Here is a 22,036-nt window from a genome sequence, read left to right as displayed (position 1 = left end):
GTCGCTCGCCCCGATCTTGGCGGAGGGGAACGCTCCGGGTGAGGATGCGCGTATGAAGGGTGACCTCTTTTCCAGCAGGCACATGGCACAGCCGGCCGTCGCACCGGGCATGACGGTCGAGAACGCCAAGTGCCTCCGCTACACGGTGAACGGCGAGATGCTCGCCCGGCAGGGCGCGATGATCGCCTACCGCGGCAACCTCCAGTTCGAGCGCAAGGGCCAGGGCGTGGGCGGCATGCTCAAGCGCGCGGTCACCGGGGAGGGACTGCCGCTGATGGCGGTGCGGGGGCAGGGGGAGGCCTGGTTCGCCCACGAAGCGCAGAACTGCTTCATCGTCGAGGTCGAGCCCGGCGACGAGTTCACGGTCAACGGCCGCAACGTCCTGTGCTTCGACGCCACGTTGTCCTACCGCATCGCGACCGTGAAAGGCGCCGGAATCACCGGTGGCGGCCTGTTCAACAGCGTCTTCACCGGGCACGGCGGACTGGGGCTGATCTGTGAGGGCAACCCGCTGGTCATCCCGGTCTCGCCGCAGTATCCGGTGTACGTCGACACCGACGCGATCGTCGGCTGGACGGCGGGTCTGCAGACCTCGCTGCACCGCTCCCAGTCCATCGGCTCGATGCTGCGCGGCGGCTCCGGCGAGGCCGTGCAACTGGTGCTCCAGGGCGAGGGATACGTCGTGGTGCGGCCGAGCGAGGCGACTCCGCAGAAGGCCGGCCAGCACTGAGCAAGGGGAACCCTCACGGTGATCTGCGCCTCACAAGCAACCCCGTCCGTGCGGTCGACGTCTTGATCCACAACAGGTGATGCCCTGGCCCTTGTGGCCAGGGCAGGTTTCCACCCTTCTATACACACCATGTATACGCTCTGTGTATACATGGTGTGTATACGGATCGAAAGGCATCGATGTACGGCAAGGCATTCGCCCCGGAGTACCAGGGCGCGCTCACCACCCTGTCCGTCAACTCCTCCCTGACCGACGTCCTGGCCGCCGGCACCGAGCAGTTGAGGGCGGCCGAGCGCGCCGGGAAGCCCGGGGAGGCGGCACGTTCCGGACTCGCGGTGGCCGAGGCGCACCGCCGGCTGGGAAGGGTCGAGGACGCGGACCGGGCATGGAAGGCGAGTTACCGGGCCGCCCGTCAGGCCTCGGACGTGGCGGCGATGGCCTGGGCGCTGTGGAGCGGCGGCACGCTGGCCCGGCAGCGCGGGGCGTTCCGGCTGGCCCGTCGCCTGCTCCAGCTCGCGGCGGACCTGGGCGAACGGGGCGGGGACATCGTCGTACGCGGCTACTCGCTGGCGGGCCTGGCCGAGACCGGCCGCATCCAGGGCGACTACGAGGCCGTCGGCCGGCTGCACGAGCAGCTGCTCGCCGAGGCCCGGCGGCGCGGGGAGGCGCGGCACACGGTGTGGGCGCTGGAGGGCATCGCACAGATGCACCGCAACACCGGCGACTACGACACCGCGTACGCCCTGTTCGAGGAGTCCGCCGAGATCGCCGCGCGCGCCGACGACCGGCGCGGCCACGCCTGGGCGTTGCGCGGTCTGGCCGACGTCGTGTCCGTGCGGGACGGGGACACCGAGCGGGCCCTGGAGCTGCTGAGCGAGGCGGAGGCGACGTGCCGCGCGATGCGGCTGTCCAGCGCACTGGCCTACAACCACAAGATGCGCGGCAACGTCCTGTACCGGGCCGGGCGTTACGCCGAGGCACGCGCCCTGTACGAGCAGGCCCTCGCGGAGTTCCGCGCGATGAGCGAGCCGCGCGGGGAGGCGCTGTCCCGGCTGGGCCTCGCCAAGTCCCTGGCCCGGCTGGGCCGCGACCACGCCGAGACGGCGGCCGAACTGGCCGAGCTCTCCGGCACGCTGGAGCGGATCGGCCTCCAGCATGCCCGCAGGATGGTGGCGCGCGCGTATGACGAACTCGGTATACCGGATGCCCGGGTCGTCGAGGCGGGGCCGGCGGAGGTGACCCGGTGACGGTGTACTCCACGGCGGTAGAGGCGGCACGGCAGGACGCGGTCACGCACGACGAACGGCAGCATGACGCGGTCGGCCTCAACTCCCCGGCCGACCCCCAGCGGATCCTCCACCGCTGCCGCGCCCTCGTACGCCCTAGCCTCGCCGAAGCAGTCGGCCGGCTGCACCCCTGGGTGGGCGAGATGGCCGCGTACTCCTTCGGCTGGTGCGAGGTGGGCGGCGCCCCGGCCGTCGCCCCGGGCGGCAAGGGCGTACGGCAGGCGCTCGCCGTCCTCGGCGCCGAGGCGGCCGGTGCGTCCGGGCGGGACGGGGTGGCCGCGGCCGTCGCGGTGGAACTGGTGCACGCCTTCTCCCTGCTGCACGACGACATCATGGACGGCGACACGGACCGGCGCCGTCGCCCGGCCGTGTGGAAGGCCTACGGCACTGGCCCGGCGGTCCTCGCGGGCGACGCCCTGTTCGCGCTCGCCGTCGAGACCCTGGCCGAGCAGCCCGGCGGAGCCGCGGCCGTGCGGACGCTCTGCGCCGCACTGGGCGACCTGGTGCGCGGGCAGGCGGACGACCTGCTGTTCGCCGACCGCCCCTGGACGGGGCCGGAGCGGGTCCGGCCGGACGAGTACCGGGCCATGGCGGAGCACAAGACGGGCTCGCTGCTGGGGTGCGCGGCCGCGCTGGGCGCCGTGCTCGGCGGTGCCGCCCCCGAGACGGCCGCCGCACTCGACCGGGCCGGCCGGCACCTCGGGATCGCCTTCCAGATCGTCGACGACGTGCTGGGCATCTGGGGCGACCCGCGGGTCACCGGCAAACCCGTCCACGGCGATCTGCGGGAGCGGAAGAAGACGCTCCCGGTCCTGGTCGCGCTCGGTTCCCCGCAGGGCGGCCGGCTCGCCGCACTCCTGGAGACGGGCGACGATCCCGGTGCGGCGGCGGAGCTGATCGAGCGGGCGGGCGGCCGCGCGGCGGCCATGGCGGACGCCCGGCGCCACGTCGCCGCCGTCGAGACGGCGCTCGCCGGGGTGCCACTGGAGGCGACGGCCCGCGGTGAACTGCGCTCACTGCTCGGCTTCCTGGTACGGCGCGACGTCTGAGCCGGCCGCCCCCGGATAATCTGTCGCCGAATTCGTCGGAGGGGTGCCGAGTTCAGCCGTTGGACTCCTTCGCATTTACCACCGGTTACCAGCAGGCCAGCCAGGGATTGGGGAATCCGTGGGCCGCGGGGGCTAATTCTCCGCACTCGCGGCGCCGCCCCCGGCGACCCCGGGGCGGCCGAGGTGAGCCGCTCCCGAGCCCGCGAAAGAACGTTTCTCTCGCACACTTGACCCCATCTTTTGAATAAAAGACAAGAAGGGACGCGGAGTTGCGATCCAGTTGAACGCAACACGGCCCATCCCCCGTACTTCTGGAAAAGGTGAAAGCCAGGTTTCCAGCGAGGGATGGCCATGGGCAGGGCGCACGTCTCCACACACCAGTTGGTCGGCGGCCGGTACCGGCTGCTCGAGATCATCCAGCGCGAGACCAACCGCATCTGCTGGTACGCCGAGGACCTCGGTGCCGGTGAGGTCTCCCGCCCGTGTCTCGTCACGCAGATCGGGCTTCCGGACGACGCGTACGAGGCCGAGCGGCGGGCCGCCGGCCGCCTGCTGCGCACGTCCGAACGCATGGCGCTGCTGTGCCGCGGCCGGATCGCCACCGTCGTCGACGCCGCCGAGGAGGCCGGCACCCTGTGGACGGTCAACGAGTGGATCGACGGCACCCCACTCGGCGAACTCCTCTCCGAGCAGGGCATGTTCAACTACGTGCGGGCCGCCCGTGTCGGTCTGGAGCTGCTCGACGTGCTGGACGCCGCGCACGCCGAGGGCATCACGCACGGCGAACTCAGCCCCGGCCAGGTGTTCGTACGCGAGGACCATTCGGTGGTCGTCACCGGCTACGGCCTGGTCGGCGCGACCCTCGCGCCCCGGCTCACGGCACCCGCGTTCGCCTCCCCGGAACAGGCCCGCGACGAGCACATCGGGCCCGCGGCCGATCTGTGGGCGCTCGGCGCGATCCTCTACACGATGGTGGAGGGCCGCCCGCCCTTCCGGGACCGGGGCCGGCCGGAGAACACCCTGAAGGGCGTGGACCGGCTGCCGCTGCGTACGCCGGTGCGGGCCGGGCCGCTCACCCAGGTCGTGCAGGGGCTGCTCCGCAAGGACGCACGGGAGCGGCTGACCCGCCCCGTGGTCCGGGAGGCGCTGACCCGGGCGCTCAGCGAGGACCCGGAGGCGGCCATGGCGTCGGTGCCCGTGCCGCGGCTGCGCGGCGCGTACGCCGCGATGCGGCCCGGGGGTCCGGCGTGGAGCAGACGGACCATGGTCGCCGGGACCACCCTGGCCGTGGTCACCGTCGCGGTCGCCGTGCTCGCCGCGACCCAGGGGCTGCCCGGCAGCGACACGGGCAGCGACGCGGCGGAATCCCCGGCCCGGCCACCGGCCTCCGCCGCCTCGCCGGGCGAGGGAACCGGCGGCAGCGGCCCCGAGCCGTCCGAGCCGCCCGTCCGGACCGGCTCCCCCTCCCCCACGCCCTCTCCGTCGTCCCCCGAGCCCAAGCCCACCCCCACCCCAACGCCCACGACGTCCGCCCCGGGCACTGGCCTGCCGCCCGGTTTCCACACCTACAAGGCGCCCGAGGGCTTCTCCGTCGCGCTCCCCCCGGGCTGGGAGCCGCTGGACACCGATCGCCAGGGCGATCTGCGGTACCGCGTGACCTTCGGAGCCGACGGTGACGACCGCACGCTGGCCGTCACCTACAGCGAACGCGTGGGCCCGGATCCCGTGGCCGTGTGGCGGGACGAAGTCGAACCCAGCCTGGAGCGGTCCGGCGACTACCGGCGCATCGGCGAGATCCGCGCCACGACGTACCAGGGACGCGAGGCCGCCGACATGGAGTGGACGGCGGACGTCGACGGCACACGGCTGCACACCTTCGGCCGGGGCTTCCTGCTGGGCGAGGGCCGGAGCTTCTCGCTGCGCTGGACGACCCCGGACGCCGACTGGGAGGACGAGACGAACCAGCAGGCGCTGCGGACCTTCCTGAAGACGTTCCGGCCGGGCTCAGACTGAGCCGCGCGGAGCGCGCAGGGAGGTGAGCCGGCCGCCGCTCAGGGGCTGCGTGCGCCAGCTCGCGGTGAGCGTACGGTCCGCGAGGGAGCACGTCAGGGCCAGGCGGTGCGGGGTCTCCAGGAACACCACCTCAACGGCCAGCGTGCCGGAGTCCGTCCAGCCGCCGCTCACCGCGGTCGGGAGCGGCTTCTCCGCCACCGTCCAGCTCTCCGCTCCGATCCGCAGGTCCAGGCGGTGCTCGCCCTCGGTGAGCCGGAGCGTCCAGCCCTCCGCGTCCGGTACGAGCCCGGCCGACAGAGCGGGACCGTCCTTCCCGGAGGTCCTGAACTCGGTGGCCGCCCATTCCTCCGCCCGTTCCGGCGGCGCCGGCCGGCCCGGGGCGGGCGGCAGCGCGAGCCCGGCGAGACGTTCCCGCAGGGCCTCGTCGGCGCTCTCGCGGCCGGGCAGCGGCTCGGGGCCGAAGGCGGGCAGCAGGTGCTGCCACACGAGGTTCAGGACGTCCTGCATCCGTTCGGTCGCCGCGGTCATCGCGATCACCGCGTCGTGCTCGGGCAGCACCAGGCAGAGCTGGCAGTAAGCGCCATCGCCCCGGTAGCCGTGCCGCGAGATCCAGAACTGGTATCCGTAACCCTGGTCCCAGTCCTGCCGTTCCCCGTCTCCCATGGCTCCGGCGGTGGGTATGTGAGGGCGCGTGGCCCGGGCCACCCAGCCTTCGGGCAGCAGCCGCTCGCCCTCCCAGACCCCGTCGCGCAGGTACAGCTCGCCGAGCCGGGCGATGGCGTCGGTGGTGGCGTGCAGACCGCTGAAGCCGATCTCGCGTCCGGCCCGGTCCCGCTGCCAGAACACCTCGCCGATGCCCAGCGGGTCCAGCACCCGGGGCCGCAGATAGGCGGTGAGCGGCTGCCCGGTCACCCGCTGGACGATCGCGGCGAGGGTGTAGGTGGCGGGCTGGTTGTAGGCGAAGACGGTACCGGGATCCCGTTCCGGCGGCAGCAGCAGGAACCCGCGCACGGGCTCCTGCTTGTCCAGCCGGTAGACCTCGTCGACGGTCTCCCGCTCGTGGCCGCTCGACATGGACGCCACGTGCCGGACGAGCATGGCCCGGCTGCGCGGGTCGGTGATCTCGGCATCGAGCTCCGGGAAGTAGGAGATCACCGGCGCGTCGAAGTCGAGCAGCCCCTCGGCCTCGGCCAGGGCGGCGGCGGTCCCGGTGAAGCTCTTGCTGAGGGAGTACAGCAGGTGGGGGCGGTCGGGGGTGTACGGCGCCCACCAGCCGGAAGCGACCAGCCGGCCGTGCCGCATGATCATCAGGCTGTGCGGCTCTATCTCCGGGCCCGCTTCGAGGGCGTCGAGGAAGGCGTGGACACCGGACGCGTCGACGCCCTGGGCGGCGGGGCTGTCCGCAGGCAGAGGGGAGGCACTCATGAGGGCATACTGCCCCGCCGGCCGACCTTGATCGAGCAGTTTTCCCGTCCGCTGTCAGGGGACTCGGCGGTTATGGTGCAAATCGGATACACGATGATGACCGAGCAGGCCGGCCCCCGAGAGCTCGTCGACCATGTGGTGCGGGCCGAGGAGGTGGGCTTCGACTTCTCGGTGACCTCCGACCACTACTTCCCGTGGCTGCGCTCGCAGGGACACTCGCCCTACGCGTGGGCGGTGCTCGGTGCGGCCGCCCAGGCCACGTCACGTATCCCGCTGATGACGTACGTGACGTGCCCGACGTTCCGCTACCACCCGGCGGTGGTGGCGCAGAAGGCGGCGACGGTCCAGTTGCTGTCCGAGGGGCGGTTCCGGCTGGGGCTCGGTTCCGGCGAGAACCTCAACGAGCACGTGGTGGGCGGCGGCTGGCCGTCCGTCGACGTACGGCACGAGATGTTCGAGGAGGCCGTGGAGATCATCCGCGCCCTCTTCAAGGGCGGTCACGTCAACCATCGCGGCACGCACTTCGACGTGGAGTCGGCCCGGCTGTGGGACCTGCCGGACGAGGCGCCGCCCATCGGCATCGCCGTCTCCGGGGAGCAGTCGTGCGAACTCGCGGGCCGGCTGGGCGATCTGGTGATCGCCACGGAGCCCAAGGCGGGGCTGCTGGAGGCGTTCGACCGGCACGGCGGCGAGGGCAAGCCCCGCGTGGGCCAGTTGCCGGTCTGCTACGACCCCGACCGGGACACGGCGATCAAGCGGGCGCACTCCCAGTTCCGCTGGTTCGGCAGCGGCTGGAAGGTCAACTCGGAGCTGCCGCACCCGGATTCCTTCGAGGCGGCGACCCAGTTCGTCACGCCCGACGACGTCGCCGACTCGATCCCGTGCGGTGACGACCCGGACGCGTTCGTCGAGGCCGTACGCCCGTACGCCGAGGCCGGTTTCACCGAAATCGCCCTGGTCCAGATCGGTGGCGACTCCCAGCCGGCGTATCTGGACTGGTCGGAGAAGACCCTGCTGCCCGCCCTGCGCGACGCGTTCGGCTGAGGATCCCCCCTTCCGGGCCGGCCCGGGCCATGGGCACGTATAGGCTGCCGACCTGCACATACTCAACCGGCCAGCCTATTCAGGAGAGTCGTCCGTGACCCTAGCGATCACCCCGCCCGAAACCTCCCCGGTGCCCGTCTCCGAGCCGATCGCGCGGGACGCGCGGGAGTTCGGGGCGTACGCCCGGACCGGAGGGTGGGCCTTCGGGCTGAAGGTGGCGCGCAGCGTGCGGCCCGGCGGGCAGGGAGCGGACGAGACGCCGAAGGTGTCGGCGAAGGAGTTCGCGGAACTCGCCGGGTGCTCCCCGGAGCGGGTCATGCGCTACTACAAGGCGTGGGACCGGGCCGCCGACGACGGGCTGGTTCCGCACTTCGAGGCCCTGACGCCGGGTCAGGAGGTGGAACTGCCGGACGCCGACGTGTGGCTGAGCTACTACGTCTCCCGCTCCGGCGCCACCTCCGAGCGCGGCACGGCGATCGCCGAGGCCGCCCAGGCGGAGGGCATCCGGCCCACGAAGGCGCTGGAGGTCGCGGAGAACCCCACCGCTCTGCGCGCCGCGATCCTCGCCGACCCCGCCACCGCCCGCGCGGCCCGCCAGGCCCTGCTGGACCGGGTCCGGGAGGACCCCGGCCTCCAGTCGGAACTCGCCCGTGACGTCGTGCGCACCGACGAGCTGAAGAAGGCCGTCGCCGGCGAGAGCAGGGCGGCCGACCGGATCGGATACGTGCGCCAGATCGCCGAGTCGGGGCAGATCAAGACACCCGCGGGGCAGACCGTGGACGCGCCGGCCGATCTCCGCCAGGAGGCCGAGCGGCACCTGTCGCTCATCGACGAGCTGGACGAGGGCGAGGACGCCGGCGAGTGGGCCGCCGAGGCGTACGACACCATGAAGTCGCTGGTCGTCGAGGTCGTCGAGACCGACCCGGGGCTGCGGGTGCAGGAGCGGCGCACGAAGTTCTACAGCAGCCTCCAGAAGGCGACCAAGGTGTTCGAGGAACTGACCTTCGACGACGCCGGGGAGTTCTACGAGGACGACATGGTCCAGCGTCTGGAGGAACTCCAGCGGGCCGTGGCCGTGTGCATCGAGTCCCTGCGCGGTGCCCGCGGGAATCACCCGGAGGGCTGAGCATCTTGTGCGTGTGGGGGGTACTAGAGGGCTCTACGTCGGTTGGTTCTTCCCGGAGGCCCTTTCGTGAACTCCTTCGTGCACAAGACCCTGGTGGTGCAGCTCCAGGCGGGTGACACGGACCGTTTCTGCGTGCTCGCCCACCTGAGTTACGACGCCGCGGACCCGTTCGCCGTCACCGTCGTCTTCAGCCACGACGGCCGTGTCCTCGCCCGGTGGCAGCTGGACCGCGAGATGCTCGGCGAGGGGCTGCGGCGTCCGGTCGGGGTGGGGGACGTGCGGATGCGTCCCGAGTCGCACGGCATGTGGCAGGAGCTGCGCCTGGAGTTCCTCGGTGACGCCCGTCCCGACGGCGGCCGGCACCATGCGGTGGTGTTCGCGTGGGCCCCGGCGTTCGCGGCGTTCCTGCGGGAGACCCACGAGATGGTCCCGCCGGGCCGCGAGGAGGTCCGCGTCGACGACTTCCTGGCGGACGTCATCGCCGGGGGCTGATCCTGGGCGTTTCCCGCTGACGAACCTGCGGTGCTGTCCGCTGTCGGGCGCGTGCAACACCGCAGCCCGTCACTTCGACGTGTGGCGGTGCCGGGTCCACAGAGGCAGGGCGAACCAGCACAGCAGGTACCAGCCGACCACGCCGGCGACGAGGTAGGGCACGAATCCGTCGTGCGTCGCCACACGCAGGATCAGCAGCAGCGAGGCGGTCGTCGTGGCGAGCAGCAGCACGAGGCCGAGCAGGGTCAGCCGGGAGGCCAGCCGCACCGCCTGGGGCTTGACACGCCGCCCGGAGACGAGGCGGTGCAGGGACACCGGCCCGATGAGCGCCCCGGTCGCGCACGCGCCGAGGACGACCGTCACGAGATAGATCGTCTGGTCGGTGTCGGTCAGGTCGTCGTACTTCTCGGTGAACACCACGGTGAGCAGAAAGCCGAACAGGATCTGCACGCCCATCTGGGCCACGCGGACCTCCTGGATGAGCTCCTGCCACATCCGGTCCGCTCTCTCCTCCTCTGTCTCGTTGCGCCCCCGGCGCCTGGGAGCGCCGTCTGCCGTGTCCGCCACTGTTACTCCCCGGTGTGAGACGTGGGTGCTTCTCTCACGCGTGTTCCCCGTAACCGGCCGTTGTCCCGGCCCGCACGGCGGTTTGAGCGATCAGCGGACGGTTACACGGACGGCGACTGACGCACAGCCCGAGGAGGTCGTGGACGCATGTCCGGTACGCAGCTCACCGTCACGCTCAGCGGCGGGGGCGCCGACGACGCACGAGCGGTCGTCCGGGCCCTGGAAGGCACGTTCGGGGCACCGGACGAGCTGCCCGCCGACGAGAACGCGACCGTGCACATGGCGACCTTCGACAGCGGCGCGGACGCGGGTCCGGCCGGGAGCTCCGGGGCGGGCGCCGAGCGCCTGTCCGCCCCGGTGACCGTCACGGTGCAGGGCGCCCCGGAGGCGGTGCGGCGGGCGAGCGACACGCTCACCCGGGCCTTCACGGCCCGCGACGACGGTGCCGCCTCCGGCGACCAGGAGCAGGAGAGGCAGCTGCTCCTGGTGCCCTGAGGGCCCGCCTCACCAGCGGGATTCCACCTGGTCCTTGATCCGCCGGTCGTAGAGGTCGCGGATCGCCGCCCGCGTCTCGCCGGACAGCTCCGGCAGGCGGGCGGCGGCCGCGTTGGCGCGGGCCTGCTCGGGTGAGCGGGCACCGGGGATCACGGTGGTGACGCCGGGCTGGTCGATGATCCAGCGCAGGGCCAGCTGGGCCGGGGTGCAGCCCTCCGGGGCGAGCGCGGCGAACTCGGCGGCGGCCTCGACACCGGTGACGTAGTCGACGCCGGAGAAGGTCTCGCCCACGTCGAAGGACTCGCCGTGCCGGTTGTAGGTGCGGTGGTCGTTCCGCGGGAAGACCGTGTCCCGGGTGTACTTGCCCGACAGCAGGCCGGAGGCCAGCGGCACGCGGGCGATGATGCCGACGCCCGCCTCACGGGCGGCCGGGAGCACCTCGCGCAGGGGCTTCATGCGGAACGGGTTGAGGATGATCTGGACGCTGGCCACGTTCGGCCGGGCGATCGCGGTCAGCGCCTCCGCGCAGGTCTCGACGCTGACGCCGTACGCGGCGACGCGCTCCTCCTCGACCAGGGTGTCGAGGGCGTCGAACACCTCGTCCGTGGAGTAGACGGGCGTCGGCGGGCAGTGCAGCTGCACCAGGTCGATGCGGTCGACGCCGAGGTTGCGCCGGGAGCGGTCGTTCCAGGCGCGGAAGTTGTCGAGCACGTAGTTCTCGGGGATCTGGTCGACCCGGCGGCCCATCTTGGTGGCGACCAGGACGTGCAGGTCCGGCCTGCCGCTGAGGAACGCGGCGATGGTCTGCTCGCTGCGGCCGTCGCCGTACACGTCGGCGGTGTCGAAGAAGGTCACTCCGGCCTCGGCCGCCGCCTCCAGTACCGCGAGGGCTTCCTTGTCGTCGACGTCTCCCCAGTCGGCCCCCAGCTGCCACGTACCGAGACCGACGACGGAAGCGTGCTGGCCCGACCTGTCGAATGTGCGCTCGTCCATGGTCGTCAGTCTGTCATCCGTGACGGCCGCGCGCGGAACATCTCGCTCCGGGCCGGCACCCCTGCCCGATTCACTCACACGAGTGAATAGAGTCGACAGGGATATGTCACGTGTCAACGGGCCCCTAGCGTGGCTTCACGTGACAGCTGGTTCAGTGAGCAACTTTCCGTCGGACGAGGCGCGTTGGTCGCGCCGGGGTTTCCTCCTCACCGCGGCCGCGCTCGCCGCCGTGCCGGGGCTGCCGGCGGATCCGGCCGCCGCCGCGGCGGAGTTGCCGGACTTCCCCGCGGACGTGGCGCTGTACCGCTCGGCGTACCGGAACTGGGTCGGCGAGATCACCGCGGACGGACTGTGGGCCTGTGCCCCGTCTCGCCCCGACCAGGTGGTCGACGTCGTCAACTGGGCCTGGCGGCACGGGTGGCGGGTGCGCGCCCGGGGCGCCTCGCACGGCTGGTCGCCCCTGACGGTGACGGAGGGGACCCCGCCGGGCGCACCCATCCTCCTGATCGACACCGCGCCCCACCTCACCGGCCTCGCCCTGGACTCGCCGACCGCCGTACGGGCCGGCACCGGCGTGACCATGGAGGCCCTGCTCACCTTCCTGGAGGAGCACGGCCTCGGGGTCACGGCGACTCCCGCTCCCGGCGTCCTCACCCTGGGCGGCGCCCTGGCGATCGACGCGCACGGCACCGCCGTGCCCGCACGGGGCGAGCGACGCCCGCAGGGGCACACCTACGGCTCACTGAGCAATCTGATCCTGTCTCTGACGGCCGTGGTGTGGGACTCCCGGGCCGGCGCGTACGCACTGCGCACGTTCCACCGCGACGAGGCGGACTGCGCCGCGCTGCTGACCCATCTCGGGCGGTCCCTGGTGACCGAGGTGGTGCTGCGGGTGGGCGCGAACACCTCTCTGCGGTGCGTGAGCCGTACGGACATCCCGGCCGGTGAACTGTTCGCCGCGCCCGGCTCCGGGAACGGACGCCGCACGTTCGCGAGCTTCCTGGAGGAGGCCGGGCGGGTCGAGGCCATCTGGTTCGCCTTCACCGAGCACCCCTGGCTGAAGGTGTGGAGCGTCTCCCCCACTCGGCCCCTGACCTCACGGCATGTGAGGCAGCCGTACAACTACCCGTTCTCCGACAACGTCCCGGCTCCGGTGGCGGAGCTGGTGGGCCGGATGACGTCGGAGGCGGCCTGGTATCTGGCGCCGCTGCTCGGCACCGCGCAGTACGACGCGGCCGCGCTCGGGCTGGTGGCGACGCTCTCCGGCGACATCTGGGGGCCGTCCAAGAACACCCTGCTGTATCTGAAGCCGACCACGCTGCGGGTCCACGCGAACGGTTATGCCGTGCTCACGTCGAGGGACCAGGTGCAGCGGGTCGTGGCCGAGTTCGCCGCGTTCTACCGGGAGCGGCTTACGGCGTACGCGGCCCGGGGCAGCTTCCCGGTCAATGGGTCGGTGGAGATCCGGGTGACCGGACTGGACGACCCTGGCGACTGTGGGGTGGCCGGGGCCCGTTCGCCGCTGCTGTCCGCGCTCCGGCCGCGCGCGGATCACCCCGAGTGGGACACGGCCGTGTGGCTCGACATCCTGACGCTGCCGGGCACGCCGGACGCGGAGGCGTTCCTGCGCGAGATCGAGCGGTTCCTGGTGCGCGCGTACGACGGCGGGGCCGCCCTGACCCGGGTGGAGTGGTCCAAGGGGTGGGCGTACACGGACGACGGGGTGTGGAGCGACCAGGAGGTACTGGACACGGTGGTGCCGGCCGCGGTCGGCACGGCCGAGTGGGCCGAGGCGGACGCGGTGCTGGACCGGCTCGACCCGCACCGCGTGTACGGCAACGCCTTCCTGGACCGGCTGTTCGGGCAGGGCGCCGAGGAGTGAGCGGGCGCTGAAGCGGGCCGCGCTCAGCGTCACCGGACGGACGGCCGAATCGCGTCACCTTCTCGGCGTGACGCTCACCACGGGCAGCGGACCGCACGGGGAGAAACATCCGTCACAGCACGCCTCGTGGGCGGAACTTTCCCTTCCGCGCCAGTCCGGACGCCCCTCACGGCAAGATCATCTTGGTTCAACCTTGCACGGCATGAGGGGAATTGCCCGAATCACAGCCAACCGGCTCGCGTGGATTTCTCCCGGTACGGGACAGGCCGATAGAGATGCGGGGTCATCACCCGAACGATCTCAGGAGGTCCGCATGCCGGAACTCAGCCGTCGCCGTGCGCTCACCGCCGCGGCCGTCGTCGCCACGGCCGCGGGGACGGGGACATGGTCGGCAAGCACCGCTGCCACGGCCGCCGGGCACCACGACGCCCACAAGACCTTCGACGAGGTCTACAAGGGCCGCCGGATACAGGGCCGGCCGGCCGCCGGAGCCGGCCACCACCACCATGGCGCGGGATACGCGGTGTTCGTCGACGGTGTGGAACTGCACGTGATGCGCAACGCCGACGGCACCTGGATCAGTGTCGTCAGCCACTACGACCCGGTGCCCACCCCGCGCGCCGCCGCCCGGGCCGCGGTGGACGAGCTCCAGGGCGCGCCACTGCTGCCCTTCCCCGCCAACTGACCCGCACCGCAAGGCATCTGGAGCCCCCGCACATGACCGTTCGCAAGAACCAGTCCGCCCTGACCGCCGACGAGAAGCGGCGTTTCGTCGCCGCGCTCCTGGAGTTGAAGCGCAGCGGCCGCTACGACGAGTTCGTCACGACGCACAACGCGTTCATCGTCTCCGACACCGACGACGGCGAGCGGACGGGGCACCGCTCGCCGTCCTTCCTGCCCTGGCACCGGAGATTCCTCCTGGAGTTCGAGCGGGCACTGCAGTCGGTGGACGCGTCGGTGGCCCTGCCGTACTGGGACTGGAGCGTCGATCGTTCGCCGCGTGCCTCGCTGTGGGCGCCCGACTTCCTCGGGGGCACCGGGCGCGAGCGGGACGGCCGGGTGACGGACGGGCCGTTCTCCGCCACCTCAGGGAACTGGCCGATCAACGTGCGGGTCGACGGCCGTACGTTCCTGCGGCGCTCACTCGGCTCCGGGGGACGCCAGCTGCCGACGCCGGCCGAGGTCGAGTCGGTGCTGTCGATACCCACGTACGACATGGCGCCCTGGAACAGTGCCTCGGACGGTTTCCGCAATCACCTCGAAGGGTGGCGGGGCGTCAATCTGCACAACCGCGTCCACGTCTGGGTCGGCGGGCAGATGGCCACCGGGGTCTCCCCCAACGACCCGGTGTTCTGGCTGCACCACGCGTTCATCGACAAGCTGTGGGCCGAGTGGCAGCGGCGGCACCCCGGCTCCGGCTATCTGCCTGCCGCGGGCACGCCGAACGTGATCGACCTGCGCGAGACGATGCGGCCGTGGCACGACACGAGCCCGGCGGACCTGCTGGACCACACGGCGCACTACACGTTCGACGCGTGATCAGACGGTCGCGCCCGTGCGGCACTCCGGGTGGCCCCAGCCGCTGTCGTTCTTGGAGATGGACTCACCGGCCGCGTAGGAGCGGCCGCACTGGCAGCGGCCGGGGAACTTCGCCTTGATCGTGCGCGAGGAGCCCTTCGCGGCGGACGCCTTGCCCGTGCGCGTCGCGCCGCCGCGTGAGCGGGACCGCGGGGCCTTGGCCGGGGTGTCCGGGGCGGGCGGCGGCTCGGGGGAGCCGAGGCCGCTGCCCGCGGGCTCCTGGACGGTGGCGGCCTGGCTGGCGGCGCGGTCGGCGAAGTCGTTGAGCCGGTCGCCGTCGACCTGGTGGGCGGGCACGTAGCGGAACTCCACCGAGCGGCCGTCCAGAAGCTCGTCGATGCGCACGACGAGATCCTGGTTGGCGACCGGCTTCCCGCCGGACGTCTTCCAGCCGTTGCGCTTCCAGCCGGGCAGCCAGGTGGTGACGGCCTTCATCGCGTACTGCGAGTCCATCCGGATCTCGAGCGGCACGTCCGGCTCGGTCGCCGCCAGCAGCCGCTCCAGTGCCGTCAGTTCGGCGACGTTGTTGGTGGCCCTGCCGAGCGGCCCCGCCTCCCAGCGCACCGGGCTCTCGGAAGCGTCGGCGACGACCCAGGCCCAGCCCGCGGGCCCGGGATTTCCCTTCGAAGCCCCGTCGCACGCGGCCACAACACGTTCACGCATGGCCTCGATCATGCCATGGCCGCGTGGGCCGTCCGGCCGGAGGTCTCAGCTCACGTCGGTCGTCTTCGGCATCTCACCCTCGGTCCTGGTGATGTCGATGACCGAGAAGTTGGCGCCCTGCGGGTCGCTGAGGGCCGCGAACCGGCCGAACGGGGTGTCCATGGGCCCGAACCGCAGGACGCCGCCGATCTTGGTGGCCTTCGCGACCGCGTCGTCGCAGTCCTCGACGGCGAAGTAGACGTTGATGTACGGCGGCACCTCGGGCGGGAAGTCGTCCGTCATCTTCATCCGGCCCAGCACGCTGCGGTCGCCGAGGTCGTAGATCCTGAAGTCCATCGCCTCGTCCTCCATCTCCTTCTGCCGGTAGGAGAAGACGGCGGGGAAGAACGCGTCGGACTTCTCGGGCTCGCGGGTGAAGACCTCCGCCCATGTGTAGGCACCCGGTTCGGCCATCGTGTCGAAGCCCTCGTGGGTGCCCGCCTGCCAGAGGCCGAAGACGACACCGCCGGGGTCGCGGGCCAGGCACATCGTGCCGAAGTCGCCGACCTGCATCGGCTCCATCAGCACCTCGCCGCCGTTGTCACGGATCCGGGCGGCGGTGGCGGCGGCGTCCCGGGCCGCGAAGTACAGGCACCACTGCGACTGGCCCTCCTGCCCGGGCATGGGCGGGACGACGGCGGCGACCGCCTTGCCGTTCGCATAGGCCTCGGTGTAGTTGCCGAGCTCCGCCGACGCCTCGGCGAAGGTCCAGCCGAGGACGTCTCCGTAGAAGCTCTTCGCCCCTTCGAGGTCGCTGAACATCGCGTCGGCCCAGCACGGGGCTCCTTCAGGTTGCACGGCCATGACCGGGCCCTTCCAAATGAGTGGATAATCCGTTTCCTCACGTTAGTCACCGGCAGGCCGACCCGCGCGCCGAACGGGCGGTTCCGGCGCAGACTGGGCGGGGGTCTTCGTGAGGACCGGGAGCGGCGGCATGGCGGACCGAACGATGCGCGCGTGGTCGGTGGTACGGCCGGGCCCGGTCGAGGAGGGGCTATTGCGCCTGGTCGAGAAGCCGGTGCCGGTGCCCGCGGACGACGAGCTCCTGGTGCGGGTGCGTGCCTGCGGTGTCTGCCGCACCGACCTGCACGTGGCCGAGGGCGACCTGCCCGTGCGCCGGATGGGCGTCACGCCCGGTCACGAGGTCGTCGGGGTGGTGGCCGGGGCGGGCCCGGCGGTGCGCGGCTTCACGACGGGCGACCGGGTCGGTGTGGCCTGGCTGCGCCGCACCGACGGCAGCTGCCTGTACTGCGCGCGCGGCGCGGAGAACCTGTGCCCCCGCTCCGAGTACACGGGCTGGTACGCCGACGGCGGCTACGCGGAGTACACGACGGTGCCGGCGGCGTTCGCCTACCGGCTGCCGGACGGCGTGCCGGACGTGGCCCTGGCTCCCCTGCTGTGCGCGGGCATCATCGGGCACCGGGCGCTGCGGCGGTCCGGGCTGCCGCCCGGCGGACGGCTCGGGCTGTACGGCTTCGGGGGCAGCGCCCATCTGTGCGCGCAGGTGGCGCTCGCCGAGGGCGCCACCGTGCACGTCATGACGCGCGGTGCGGCCGCCCGGCGGCTGGCGCTGGAGCTGGGCGCGGCCTCCGCGCAGGACGCGTACGCGAGGCCGCCGGAGCCGCTGGACAGCGCGATCCTGTTCGCCCCCGTCGGCGAACTGGTCCCGGTCGCCCTCCGCGCCCTGGACCGCGGCGGCGTCCTGGCCGTCGCCGGTATCCACCTCACCGACACGCCTCCCCTGCACTACGAGACCGAGCTCTTCCACGAGAAGGAGTTGCGCAGTGTCGCCTCCAACACGCGGGAGGACGGCCGCGAGTTCCTGGCCCTCGCGGCTGGGTACGGCGTACGCGCGACCACGCACCCGTATCCGCTGTCGCGGGCCGCGGCGGCGCTCGCGGATCTCAAGGCCGGGCGGTTCGACGGGGCGGCGGTACTGGTGAACGACTTGTCGTGACGTGTCTTCCCCTCGGGGTCCCGCTGTGCTTGCCTGGTGAGCCGTTTCACCGGCCGGGGGCGGGAGTTGCCTTATGCGCAGACCGTGGATCGTGGGGGTGCTGGTGGCGGGGTTGCTGCTCGGCGCGTGCGGTGATCCGTCGTCCGGGCCCGCAACTCCCCCGCCGTCCGCCCCGGACGTGTCCGCGACCACGCATCAGCGGGCCCCCGCCTCCCCCAGCGCCCGGACCCCCGTGAAGGCACCCACCGTGCTGTACCTCGGCGACTCGCTCGCCATGGAGAACCACGAGGTCCTCGGCCAGGAACTGCGCCGTGACCTGCGCGCGAAGTACACGAGCGCCCCCTACTCGGGCACCACGCTGTGCGACTACCTGGAGGGCACGTCCGAGCGGTCCCTCGTCCCGGCCCGGGACAAGGCGGCCGCCCTGGTGCGGTCACTGCGTCCGGACTTCGTGGTGTTGCAGTTCTGGGGCAACGCCTGGGACTTCACCTGGTGCATGGACGGGATCACGTACGACGGTTCGCGGGAGCGGTACTTCGAGCGGTACGAGGCCGACGCGCGCAGGCTCGTCGAGCAGATCGCGACGGCCGGCGGCTCCCACCGGCCGCGGATCGTGTGGGTGCTCCAGGGCCCGGATCCGATCACGCCCGACCGGGTGCGCCGGGTGAACGGACTGTACGAGCGGCTGGCCGCCACGACGGGCGGCGTCGTCGCCGACGCCGGGAGAGCGGTGAGTCCGGGCCCGGACCGCTACGCCTGGACGCAGTACCTCCCGTGCACCGCCTACGAGCGTGCCCATCCCGACTACTGCACCCAGCCGTCCCGCGACCGGACGGCCCTGCACCGGGACGACGACTACCTGCACTTCTGCCTGGCGCCCACGACATCCACGCCGAAGCCCTGCCCGGTCCGCTCCCCCGGCATCCTGCGCATCGCCCGGGAGATCACGAAAAGCATTCGACAGTCGGCGAGTTGACCGCTCGAATGGCGCCATGTGTGCGGTGCGGATGCATGAGGACGAAGTGGACATCGACGTCTCGGTCGTCGGCCGGCTGATCGCGGGACGGTTCCCGCGGTGGGCAGGGCTGCCCCTGCGGCGTCTGGAGTCCTCCGGGACGGAGAACGCCATGTTCCGCCTCGGCGCGGACAAGGTCGTACGGCTCCCCCGGCACCCCCGCGCGGTCGAGGCCATCACGCACGAGCTGCGCTGGCTGCCCCGGCTGGCACCGGGGCTGCCCGCCGCCGCGCCCGAGCCTCTCGGGCGGGGTGAGCCCGGTGACGGCTTCCCATGGCCGTGGGCCGTGTACGGCTGGCTGGACGGCCGCAACCCGGTGCCCGGCGCACTGGAGGAACCCGGACTGCTCGCCGAGGACCTGGGGGCGTACGTCACGGCCCTGCGCCGGATCGACGCGGCGGAGGGCCCGATCGGCTACCGGGGTGTGCCCCTGGCTGCCCGGGACCCGTTCATGCGTGAGGCGCTCGCGCAGCTGGCGGGGCGGATCGACACCGCGGCCGTGACGGACCTGTGGGAGCGGGCCCTGCGCGCCCCGGAGCACGCCGGACCGCCGGCCTGGGCGCACGGCGATCTGATGGCCGGAAACCTGCTGGTCAGCGGCGGACGGCTGACCGCCGTGATCGACTACGGCACGGTGGGGGTGGGCGATCCCGCCGTCGACCTCATCGGCGCCTGGTGTGTGCTGCCCGCCGAGGCGCGCGGTGTCTTCCGCGAGGCCGTGGGCGCTGAGGAGGCCGAGTGGGCGCGAGGCCGGGGCTGGGCCCTGTCGATCGCGGTCATCGCACTGCCGTACTACTGGGAGACCAACCCGCCGGTCGCGGAGAACTCACGGCATGTGATCAGGGAGATCCTGGCCGAGTCCCGGTAGGGGCAGGGGTTCCCGCCCCTGTCTGGGGGCGTCACTCGCCGGCGTACGCCTTGTCCAGGGCCGCAATGTCGAACTTGCTCATCGCCATGAACGCCTGGGTCACCCGGGCCGCCTTCGCCGGGTCCGGGTCGGTGATCATGTCGTCGAGCCGGTCGGGGACGACCTGCCAGGACACGCCGTACCGGTCCTTGAGCCAGCCGCAGGGGCCCGGCTCGCCCCCGTTCTCGGTGAGCTTGGTCCAGTAGTAGTCGATCTCCTCCTGGTTCTCGCAGAAGATCATGAAGGAGACCGCCTCGGTGAACTTGAACTGGGGGCCGCCGTTGAGTGCGAGGAACCTGTGGCCGTTCGCCGTGAACTCGACGGTCATCACGCCGCCGGCGGGCTGGGGCGCTCCCTCGGGGTAGCGGGCGGTCTTTCCGATGCTGGAGTTCTTGAAGACCGAGACGTAGAAGTGGGCGGCCTCCTCGGCCTGGCCGTCGAACCAGAGACACGTGGTGAAACCGTCGGATGCCATGAGTACCTCCTGGGGCGTGGATCGCTGTCATCTGTGTCGACCGGTCCACGCCGGGAAACTCATCGGCCGGGCGGGTGATGTTTTCCGTGGGGCGGCATCACGGCCCGCACCACGGTCGACCGGGACCGGCAGCTCACCAACGTGATGCTCCGGCCTGCTGGTCGGTGAAGTGCGGGCGTTCTTCCGGTAGTTGCGCGAGAAGGGCTGAGTCCGGCTGTACGGACGCCGGCTCTGCCGGGAGCGGATCTGCCGAGGGCAGAGAAACCGTCTGCGGGCGTCGTCCGAGGTCAAGAGTGGAGTCGACGGCACCTCCGCGGCATGTCCGCGGCCTTCTGCCACGACGAGGAGAACCGATGACCCCACTCACGACACTCGCCCCGCGGGCGGAGGAGGGCGACACCCCTCCGACCCGGTTCGACGATCATCTGGCCGCCCAGCTGCTCGCGCAGCGCATCGTGCTGCTGGGCACGCAGGTCGACGAAATCTCCGCGAACCGGGTCTGCGCGCAGCTGCTGATCCTGTCCGCGGAGGACCCGCGCACCGACATCAGCCTGTACATCAACAGCCCCGGTGGGGCGGTGCACGCGGGGCTCGCCATCTACGACACGATGCGGCTCATCCCGAACGACGTCTCCACACTGGCGATGGGCTTCGCCGCCAGCATGGGCCAGTTCCTGCTCAGCGTCGGCACGCCGGGCAAGCGCTACGCCCTGCCGAACGCGCGGATCATGATGCACCAGCCGTCGGCGGGCATCGGCGGCACCACCGCCGACATCGAGATCCAGGCGGAGAACCTGGAGTTCACCAAGCGGACCATCGAGCGGATCACCGCCGAGCACACCGGCCAGAGCCCGGACACCATCTCCCGGGACGGCGACCGGGACCGCTGGTTCACGGCCGAGGAGGCCAGGGAGTACGGCATGGTGGACCGGGTCGTGGAATCCCTCGATGACGTCCGCCCGGCCACGACGCGACGCAGGATGGGGCTGCAGTGATGGGGAGCTACACGATTCCGAACGTCATCGAGCGGACCCCGCAGGGCGAGCGGTCCTTCGACGTCTTCAGCCGGCTGCTCAACGAGCGGATCATCTTCCTCGGCACCGAGATCGACGACGGGGTCGCCAACGTCGTCATCGCGCAGCTCCTCCATCTGGAGTCGTCGGCGCCGGAGAGCGAGATCTCGGTCTACATCAACTCCCCCGGCGGCTCGTTCACCTCCCTGATGGCCATCTACGACACGATGTCGTACGTACGGGCGCCGATCTCGACGTGCTGCGTCGGACAGGCGGCCTCCACCGCGGCGGTGCTGCTGGCCGGCGGGGACCCCGGGCGGCGGTTCGTCCTGGAGCACGCGCGGGTGCTGCTCGGCCAGCCGGCGACCGGCGGGCAGCGCGGCATGGTCTCCGACCTGGCGCTCCAGGCCAAGGAGATGGTGCGGATCCGCTCCCAGGTGGAGGAGGTGCTGGCCCGGCACACGCGCCACGACGTGGCGACCCTGCGGGCCGACATGGACCGCGACAAGGTGTTCACCGCGCAGGAGGCGGTGAGTTACGGGCTGGCCGACGAGGTGCTCAGCCGGCGTCTCGTGCGGGTCTGAGGCGCCGGCCGGCCCACCGGGCTCAGGCTGCCATGCACAGTCCGTCGTGCGACGAAGTGGACGCCCCGCGGCGGCTGCCGCCCTGGTACCGCGAGGTGACGCGGGTCAGTTCGCCCTGCGCCCTCGACAGCAGGTCGCCGAGGCTCAGGCCGAGGGCGTGGGCGGCGGCCGCGAGGACCTCCGAGGAGGCCTCCTTGCGGCCGCGCTCCACCTCGGACAGGTACGGCATGGAGATCCGCGCCTCGTCGGCGACGTCCTTCAACGTGCGCTCCTGCGCGAGACGTTCGCGCCGCAGCACGTCACCGACCAGGTCGCGCCACAGGGGCTCCTTCGCGGCGGGAGGCGGCGGCCCGTGGCGTGGCGGGGCGGTGGCCGGACGGGCGGCCTGGGGGCGCGCGCCGGACGGGCGCAGGGGGATGACGCGGGCTTCGTTCGGCACGTGGTTGCTCACTTCTCCAGCGTAGGAGTCGTGGTCGCCGGCGGAAGGGAACGGCGTTCCGCTCTCGGTGGAATCGCCGAACGGGCCGGTCACCAGGCGGCGTTGGGTCCCCTGGCTCCGCCGGGCCCCGCCTGCTCGGTGCCGGTCACGCGGGTGGCGTGCGACGGGGCGGGGCGGCGGCCGGCCCCCGGTTTGCCCCCCCCGGCCCCATGGCGGGGCGGTGGGGGCCCGGACCCGGGGACCCCCAACCCGCACGCCCCACCC

The 22,036-nt window shown here is 72.1% G+C and carries 23 protein-coding genes; 16 read left to right on the top strand and 7 right to left on the bottom strand.

The features are described from left to right. The first annotated feature begins 52 nt into the window (after positions 1–52). From ACH4G3_RS38135 to ACH4G3_RS38120, 4 genes are all read left to right on the top strand, one after another. Positions 53–730: an AIM24 family protein gene (locus ACH4G3_RS38135; RefSeq protein ID WP_397628772.1), complete on the top strand. Its 678-nt coding sequence runs from the start codon at positions 53–55 to the stop codon at positions 728–730. A 179-nt stretch (positions 731–909) separates the two neighbouring features. After that, positions 910–1,977 (top strand): tetratricopeptide repeat protein, encoded by a 1,068-nt coding sequence (locus tag ACH4G3_RS38130; protein WP_397628771.1) that lies wholly within the window; start codon positions 910–912, stop codon positions 1,975–1,977. Then, complete coding sequence (locus ACH4G3_RS38125; RefSeq protein WP_397628770.1) at positions 1,974–3,065, top strand: polyprenyl synthetase family protein; 1,092 nt, start codon at positions 1,974–1,976, stop codon at positions 3,063–3,065. Before ACH4G3_RS38130 ends, ACH4G3_RS38125 begins: the two co-directional genes overlap by 4 nt. Before the next feature lie 351 nt (positions 3,066–3,416). Further along, positions 3,417–5,078: a serine/threonine protein kinase gene (locus ACH4G3_RS38120; protein ID WP_397628769.1), complete on the top strand. Its 1,662-nt coding sequence runs from the start codon at positions 3,417–3,419 to the stop codon at positions 5,076–5,078. On the opposite strand, the gene ACH4G3_RS38115 is transcribed toward ACH4G3_RS38120, so the two are convergent. Then, complete coding sequence (locus tag ACH4G3_RS38115) at positions 5,070–6,503, bottom strand: serine hydrolase domain-containing protein (protein ID WP_397628768.1); 1,434 nt, start codon at positions 6,501–6,503, stop codon at positions 5,070–5,072. The two genes, ACH4G3_RS38120 and ACH4G3_RS38115, sit on opposite strands and share 9 nt — an antisense overlap. A gap of 72 nt (positions 6,504–6,575) precedes the next feature. Between ACH4G3_RS38115 and ACH4G3_RS38110 the strand changes: the two genes are divergently transcribed. The 3 genes from ACH4G3_RS38110 (at position 6,576) to ACH4G3_RS38100 (ending at position 9,165) form a co-directional block, all read left to right on the top strand. Next, positions 6,576–7,547 carry an LLM class F420-dependent oxidoreductase gene (locus ACH4G3_RS38110; RefSeq protein WP_397628767.1) on the top strand — a complete coding sequence of 324 codons (972 nt, stop codon included), beginning with the start codon at positions 6,576–6,578 and terminating at the stop codon, positions 7,545–7,547. A 94-nt stretch (positions 7,548–7,641) separates the two neighbouring features. Beyond that, positions 7,642–8,673 (top strand): hypothetical protein, encoded by a 1,032-nt coding sequence (locus ACH4G3_RS38105; RefSeq protein WP_397628766.1) that lies wholly within the window; start codon positions 7,642–7,644, stop codon positions 8,671–8,673. Between the two features lie 66 nt (positions 8,674–8,739). Then, positions 8,740–9,165, top strand: coding sequence for an SsgA family sporulation/cell division regulator (locus ACH4G3_RS38100; RefSeq protein WP_397628765.1), 426 nt, complete (start codon positions 8,740–8,742; stop codon positions 9,163–9,165). A gap of 69 nt (positions 9,166–9,234) precedes the next feature. On the opposite strand, the gene ACH4G3_RS38095 is transcribed toward ACH4G3_RS38100, so the two are convergent. After that, entirely contained in the window at positions 9,235–9,660 is a 426-nt protein-coding gene (locus tag ACH4G3_RS38095) for a DUF6328 family protein (RefSeq protein WP_397628824.1), read from the bottom strand. Positions 9,661–9,879: 219 nt separating this feature from the next. On the opposite strand from ACH4G3_RS38095, the gene ACH4G3_RS38090 reads away from it, so the two are divergent. After that, entirely contained in the window at positions 9,880–10,227 is a 348-nt protein-coding gene (locus ACH4G3_RS38090) for a hypothetical protein (protein ID WP_397628764.1), read from the top strand. A 9-nt stretch (positions 10,228–10,236) separates the two neighbouring features. Here ACH4G3_RS38090 and ACH4G3_RS38085 read toward each other — a convergent pair whose 3' ends face one another. After that, positions 10,237–11,220: an aldo/keto reductase gene (locus ACH4G3_RS38085; RefSeq protein ID WP_397628763.1), complete on the bottom strand. Its 984-nt coding sequence runs from the start codon at positions 11,218–11,220 to the stop codon at positions 10,237–10,239. Positions 11,221–11,374: 154 nt separating this feature from the next. Between ACH4G3_RS38085 and ACH4G3_RS38080 the strand changes: the two genes are divergently transcribed. From ACH4G3_RS38080 to melC2, 3 genes are all read left to right on the top strand, one after another. Continuing rightward, positions 11,375–13,102, top strand: a complete 1,728-nt coding sequence (locus ACH4G3_RS38080) for a cholesterol oxidase substrate-binding domain-containing protein (RefSeq protein WP_397628762.1) — start codon at positions 11,375–11,377, stop codon at positions 13,100–13,102. A gap of 313 nt (positions 13,103–13,415) precedes the next feature. After that, on the top strand, positions 13,416–13,787 hold the full coding sequence (gene melC1 / locus ACH4G3_RS38075; RefSeq protein ID WP_397628761.1) for an apotyrosinase chaperone MelC1: 372 nt from the start codon (positions 13,416–13,418) through the stop codon (positions 13,785–13,787). A 32-nt stretch (positions 13,788–13,819) separates the two neighbouring features. Next, positions 13,820–14,641 carry a tyrosinase MelC2 gene (gene melC2, locus ACH4G3_RS38070; protein ID WP_397628760.1) on the top strand — a complete coding sequence of 274 codons (822 nt, stop codon included), beginning with the start codon at positions 13,820–13,822 and terminating at the stop codon, positions 14,639–14,641. On the opposite strand, the gene ACH4G3_RS38065 is transcribed toward melC2, so the two are convergent. After that, positions 14,642–15,355, bottom strand: coding sequence for a ribonuclease H family protein (locus ACH4G3_RS38065; RefSeq protein ID WP_397628759.1), 714 nt, complete (start codon positions 15,353–15,355; stop codon positions 14,642–14,644). A gap of 33 nt (positions 15,356–15,388) precedes the next feature. Further along, positions 15,389–16,186 carry a VOC family protein gene (locus ACH4G3_RS38060; RefSeq protein WP_397628758.1) on the bottom strand — a complete coding sequence of 266 codons (798 nt, stop codon included), beginning with the start codon at positions 16,184–16,186 and terminating at the stop codon, positions 15,389–15,391. A gap of 145 nt (positions 16,187–16,331) precedes the next feature. Here ACH4G3_RS38060 and ACH4G3_RS38055 point away from each other — a divergent pair, with 145 nt between their 5' ends. From ACH4G3_RS38055 to ACH4G3_RS38045, 3 genes are all read left to right on the top strand, one after another. Then, positions 16,332–17,339: a zinc-binding alcohol dehydrogenase family protein gene (locus ACH4G3_RS38055; RefSeq protein ID WP_397628823.1), complete on the top strand. Its 1,008-nt coding sequence runs from the start codon at positions 16,332–16,334 to the stop codon at positions 17,337–17,339. A gap of 73 nt (positions 17,340–17,412) precedes the next feature. Continuing rightward, a complete protein-coding gene (locus tag ACH4G3_RS38050) occupies positions 17,413–18,315 on the top strand; it encodes an SGNH/GDSL hydrolase family protein (protein WP_397628757.1) in 903 nt (300 codons plus the stop codon). Positions 18,316–18,346: 31 nt separating this feature from the next. Then, positions 18,347–19,222, top strand: coding sequence for an aminoglycoside phosphotransferase family protein (locus ACH4G3_RS38045; RefSeq protein WP_397628756.1), 876 nt, complete (start codon positions 18,347–18,349; stop codon positions 19,220–19,222). Between the two features lie 31 nt (positions 19,223–19,253). Here ACH4G3_RS38045 and ACH4G3_RS38040 read toward each other — a convergent pair whose 3' ends face one another. Next, positions 19,254–19,736 carry a VOC family protein gene (locus tag ACH4G3_RS38040; RefSeq protein WP_397628755.1) on the bottom strand — a complete coding sequence of 161 codons (483 nt, stop codon included), beginning with the start codon at positions 19,734–19,736 and terminating at the stop codon, positions 19,254–19,256. Between the two features lie 353 nt (positions 19,737–20,089). Here ACH4G3_RS38040 and ACH4G3_RS38035 point away from each other — a divergent pair, with 353 nt between their 5' ends. Together ACH4G3_RS38035 and ACH4G3_RS38030 are read left to right on the top strand one after the other, a co-directional pair. Next, positions 20,090–20,731, top strand: a complete 642-nt coding sequence (locus tag ACH4G3_RS38035; protein ID WP_397628754.1) for an ATP-dependent Clp protease proteolytic subunit — start codon at positions 20,090–20,092, stop codon at positions 20,729–20,731. Then, complete coding sequence (locus ACH4G3_RS38030; RefSeq protein ID WP_354747778.1) at positions 20,731–21,333, top strand: ClpP family protease; 603 nt, start codon at positions 20,731–20,733, stop codon at positions 21,331–21,333. The genes ACH4G3_RS38035 and ACH4G3_RS38030 overlap by 1 nt, the downstream gene beginning before the upstream one ends. Before the next feature lie 22 nt (positions 21,334–21,355). Here the strand turns inward: ACH4G3_RS38030 and ACH4G3_RS38025 are convergent, their stop codons facing one another. After that, positions 21,356–21,784, bottom strand: coding sequence for a helix-turn-helix domain-containing protein (locus ACH4G3_RS38025; protein ID WP_397628753.1), 429 nt, complete (start codon positions 21,782–21,784; stop codon positions 21,356–21,358). Between the last annotated feature and the right edge of the window lie 252 nt (positions 21,785–22,036).

The organism is Streptomyces afghaniensis (assembly GCF_044327915.1).
In the GTDB taxonomy this organism is placed as follows: domain Bacteria; phylum Actinomycetota; class Actinomycetes; order Streptomycetales; family Streptomycetaceae; genus Streptomyces; species Streptomyces afghaniensis.
Note: the sequence above shows the minus strand (reverse complement) of the source record. Positions and strands in the feature narration are given on the sequence as shown.

Excerpts from the sequence above, each read along its gene's own strand:
- ACH4G3_RS38055 (WP_397628823.1), top strand. The coding sequence starts at position 16,332 with ATGCGCGCGTGGTCGGTGGTACGGCCGGGCCCGGTCGAGGAGGGGCTA.
- ACH4G3_RS38115 (WP_397628768.1), bottom strand. The coding sequence starts at position 6,503 with ATGAGTGCCTCCCCTCTGCCTGCGGACAGCCCCGCCGCCCAGGGCGTC.
- ACH4G3_RS38045 (WP_397628756.1), top strand. The coding sequence starts at position 18,347 with ATGCATGAGGACGAAGTGGACATCGACGTCTCGGTCGTCGGCCGGCTG.
- ACH4G3_RS38090 (WP_397628764.1), top strand. The coding sequence starts at position 9,880 with ATGTCCGGTACGCAGCTCACCGTCACGCTCAGCGGCGGGGGCGCCGAC.
- ACH4G3_RS38030 (WP_354747778.1), top strand. The coding sequence starts at position 20,731 with ATGGGGAGCTACACGATTCCGAACGTCATCGAGCGGACCCCGCAGGGC.
- ACH4G3_RS38085 (WP_397628763.1), bottom strand. The coding sequence starts at position 11,220 with ATGGACGAGCGCACATTCGACAGGTCGGGCCAGCACGCTTCCGTCGTC.
- ACH4G3_RS38060 (WP_397628758.1), bottom strand. The coding sequence starts at position 16,186 with ATGGCCGTGCAACCTGAAGGAGCCCCGTGCTGGGCCGACGCGATGTTC.
- ACH4G3_RS38040 (WP_397628755.1), bottom strand. The coding sequence starts at position 19,736 with ATGGCATCCGACGGTTTCACCACGTGTCTCTGGTTCGACGGCCAGGCC.
- melC1 (WP_397628761.1), top strand. The coding sequence starts at position 13,416 with ATGCCGGAACTCAGCCGTCGCCGTGCGCTCACCGCCGCGGCCGTCGTC.
- ACH4G3_RS38065 (WP_397628759.1), bottom strand. The coding sequence starts at position 15,355 with ATGATCGAGGCCATGCGTGAACGTGTTGTGGCCGCGTGCGACGGGGCT.
- ACH4G3_RS38135 (WP_397628772.1), top strand. The coding sequence starts at position 53 with ATGAAGGGTGACCTCTTTTCCAGCAGGCACATGGCACAGCCGGCCGTC.
- ACH4G3_RS38035 (WP_397628754.1), top strand. The coding sequence starts at position 20,090 with ATGACCCCACTCACGACACTCGCCCCGCGGGCGGAGGAGGGCGACACC.
- melC2 (WP_397628760.1), top strand. The coding sequence starts at position 13,820 with ATGACCGTTCGCAAGAACCAGTCCGCCCTGACCGCCGACGAGAAGCGG.
- ACH4G3_RS38120 (WP_397628769.1), top strand. The coding sequence starts at position 3,417 with ATGGGCAGGGCGCACGTCTCCACACACCAGTTGGTCGGCGGCCGGTAC.
- ACH4G3_RS38095 (WP_397628824.1), bottom strand. The coding sequence starts at position 9,660 with ATGTGGCAGGAGCTCATCCAGGAGGTCCGCGTGGCCCAGATGGGCGTG.
- ACH4G3_RS38130 (WP_397628771.1), top strand. The coding sequence starts at position 910 with ATGTACGGCAAGGCATTCGCCCCGGAGTACCAGGGCGCGCTCACCACC.
- ACH4G3_RS38050 (WP_397628757.1), top strand. The coding sequence starts at position 17,413 with ATGCGCAGACCGTGGATCGTGGGGGTGCTGGTGGCGGGGTTGCTGCTC.
- ACH4G3_RS38110 (WP_397628767.1), top strand. The coding sequence starts at position 6,576 with ATGGTGCAAATCGGATACACGATGATGACCGAGCAGGCCGGCCCCCGA.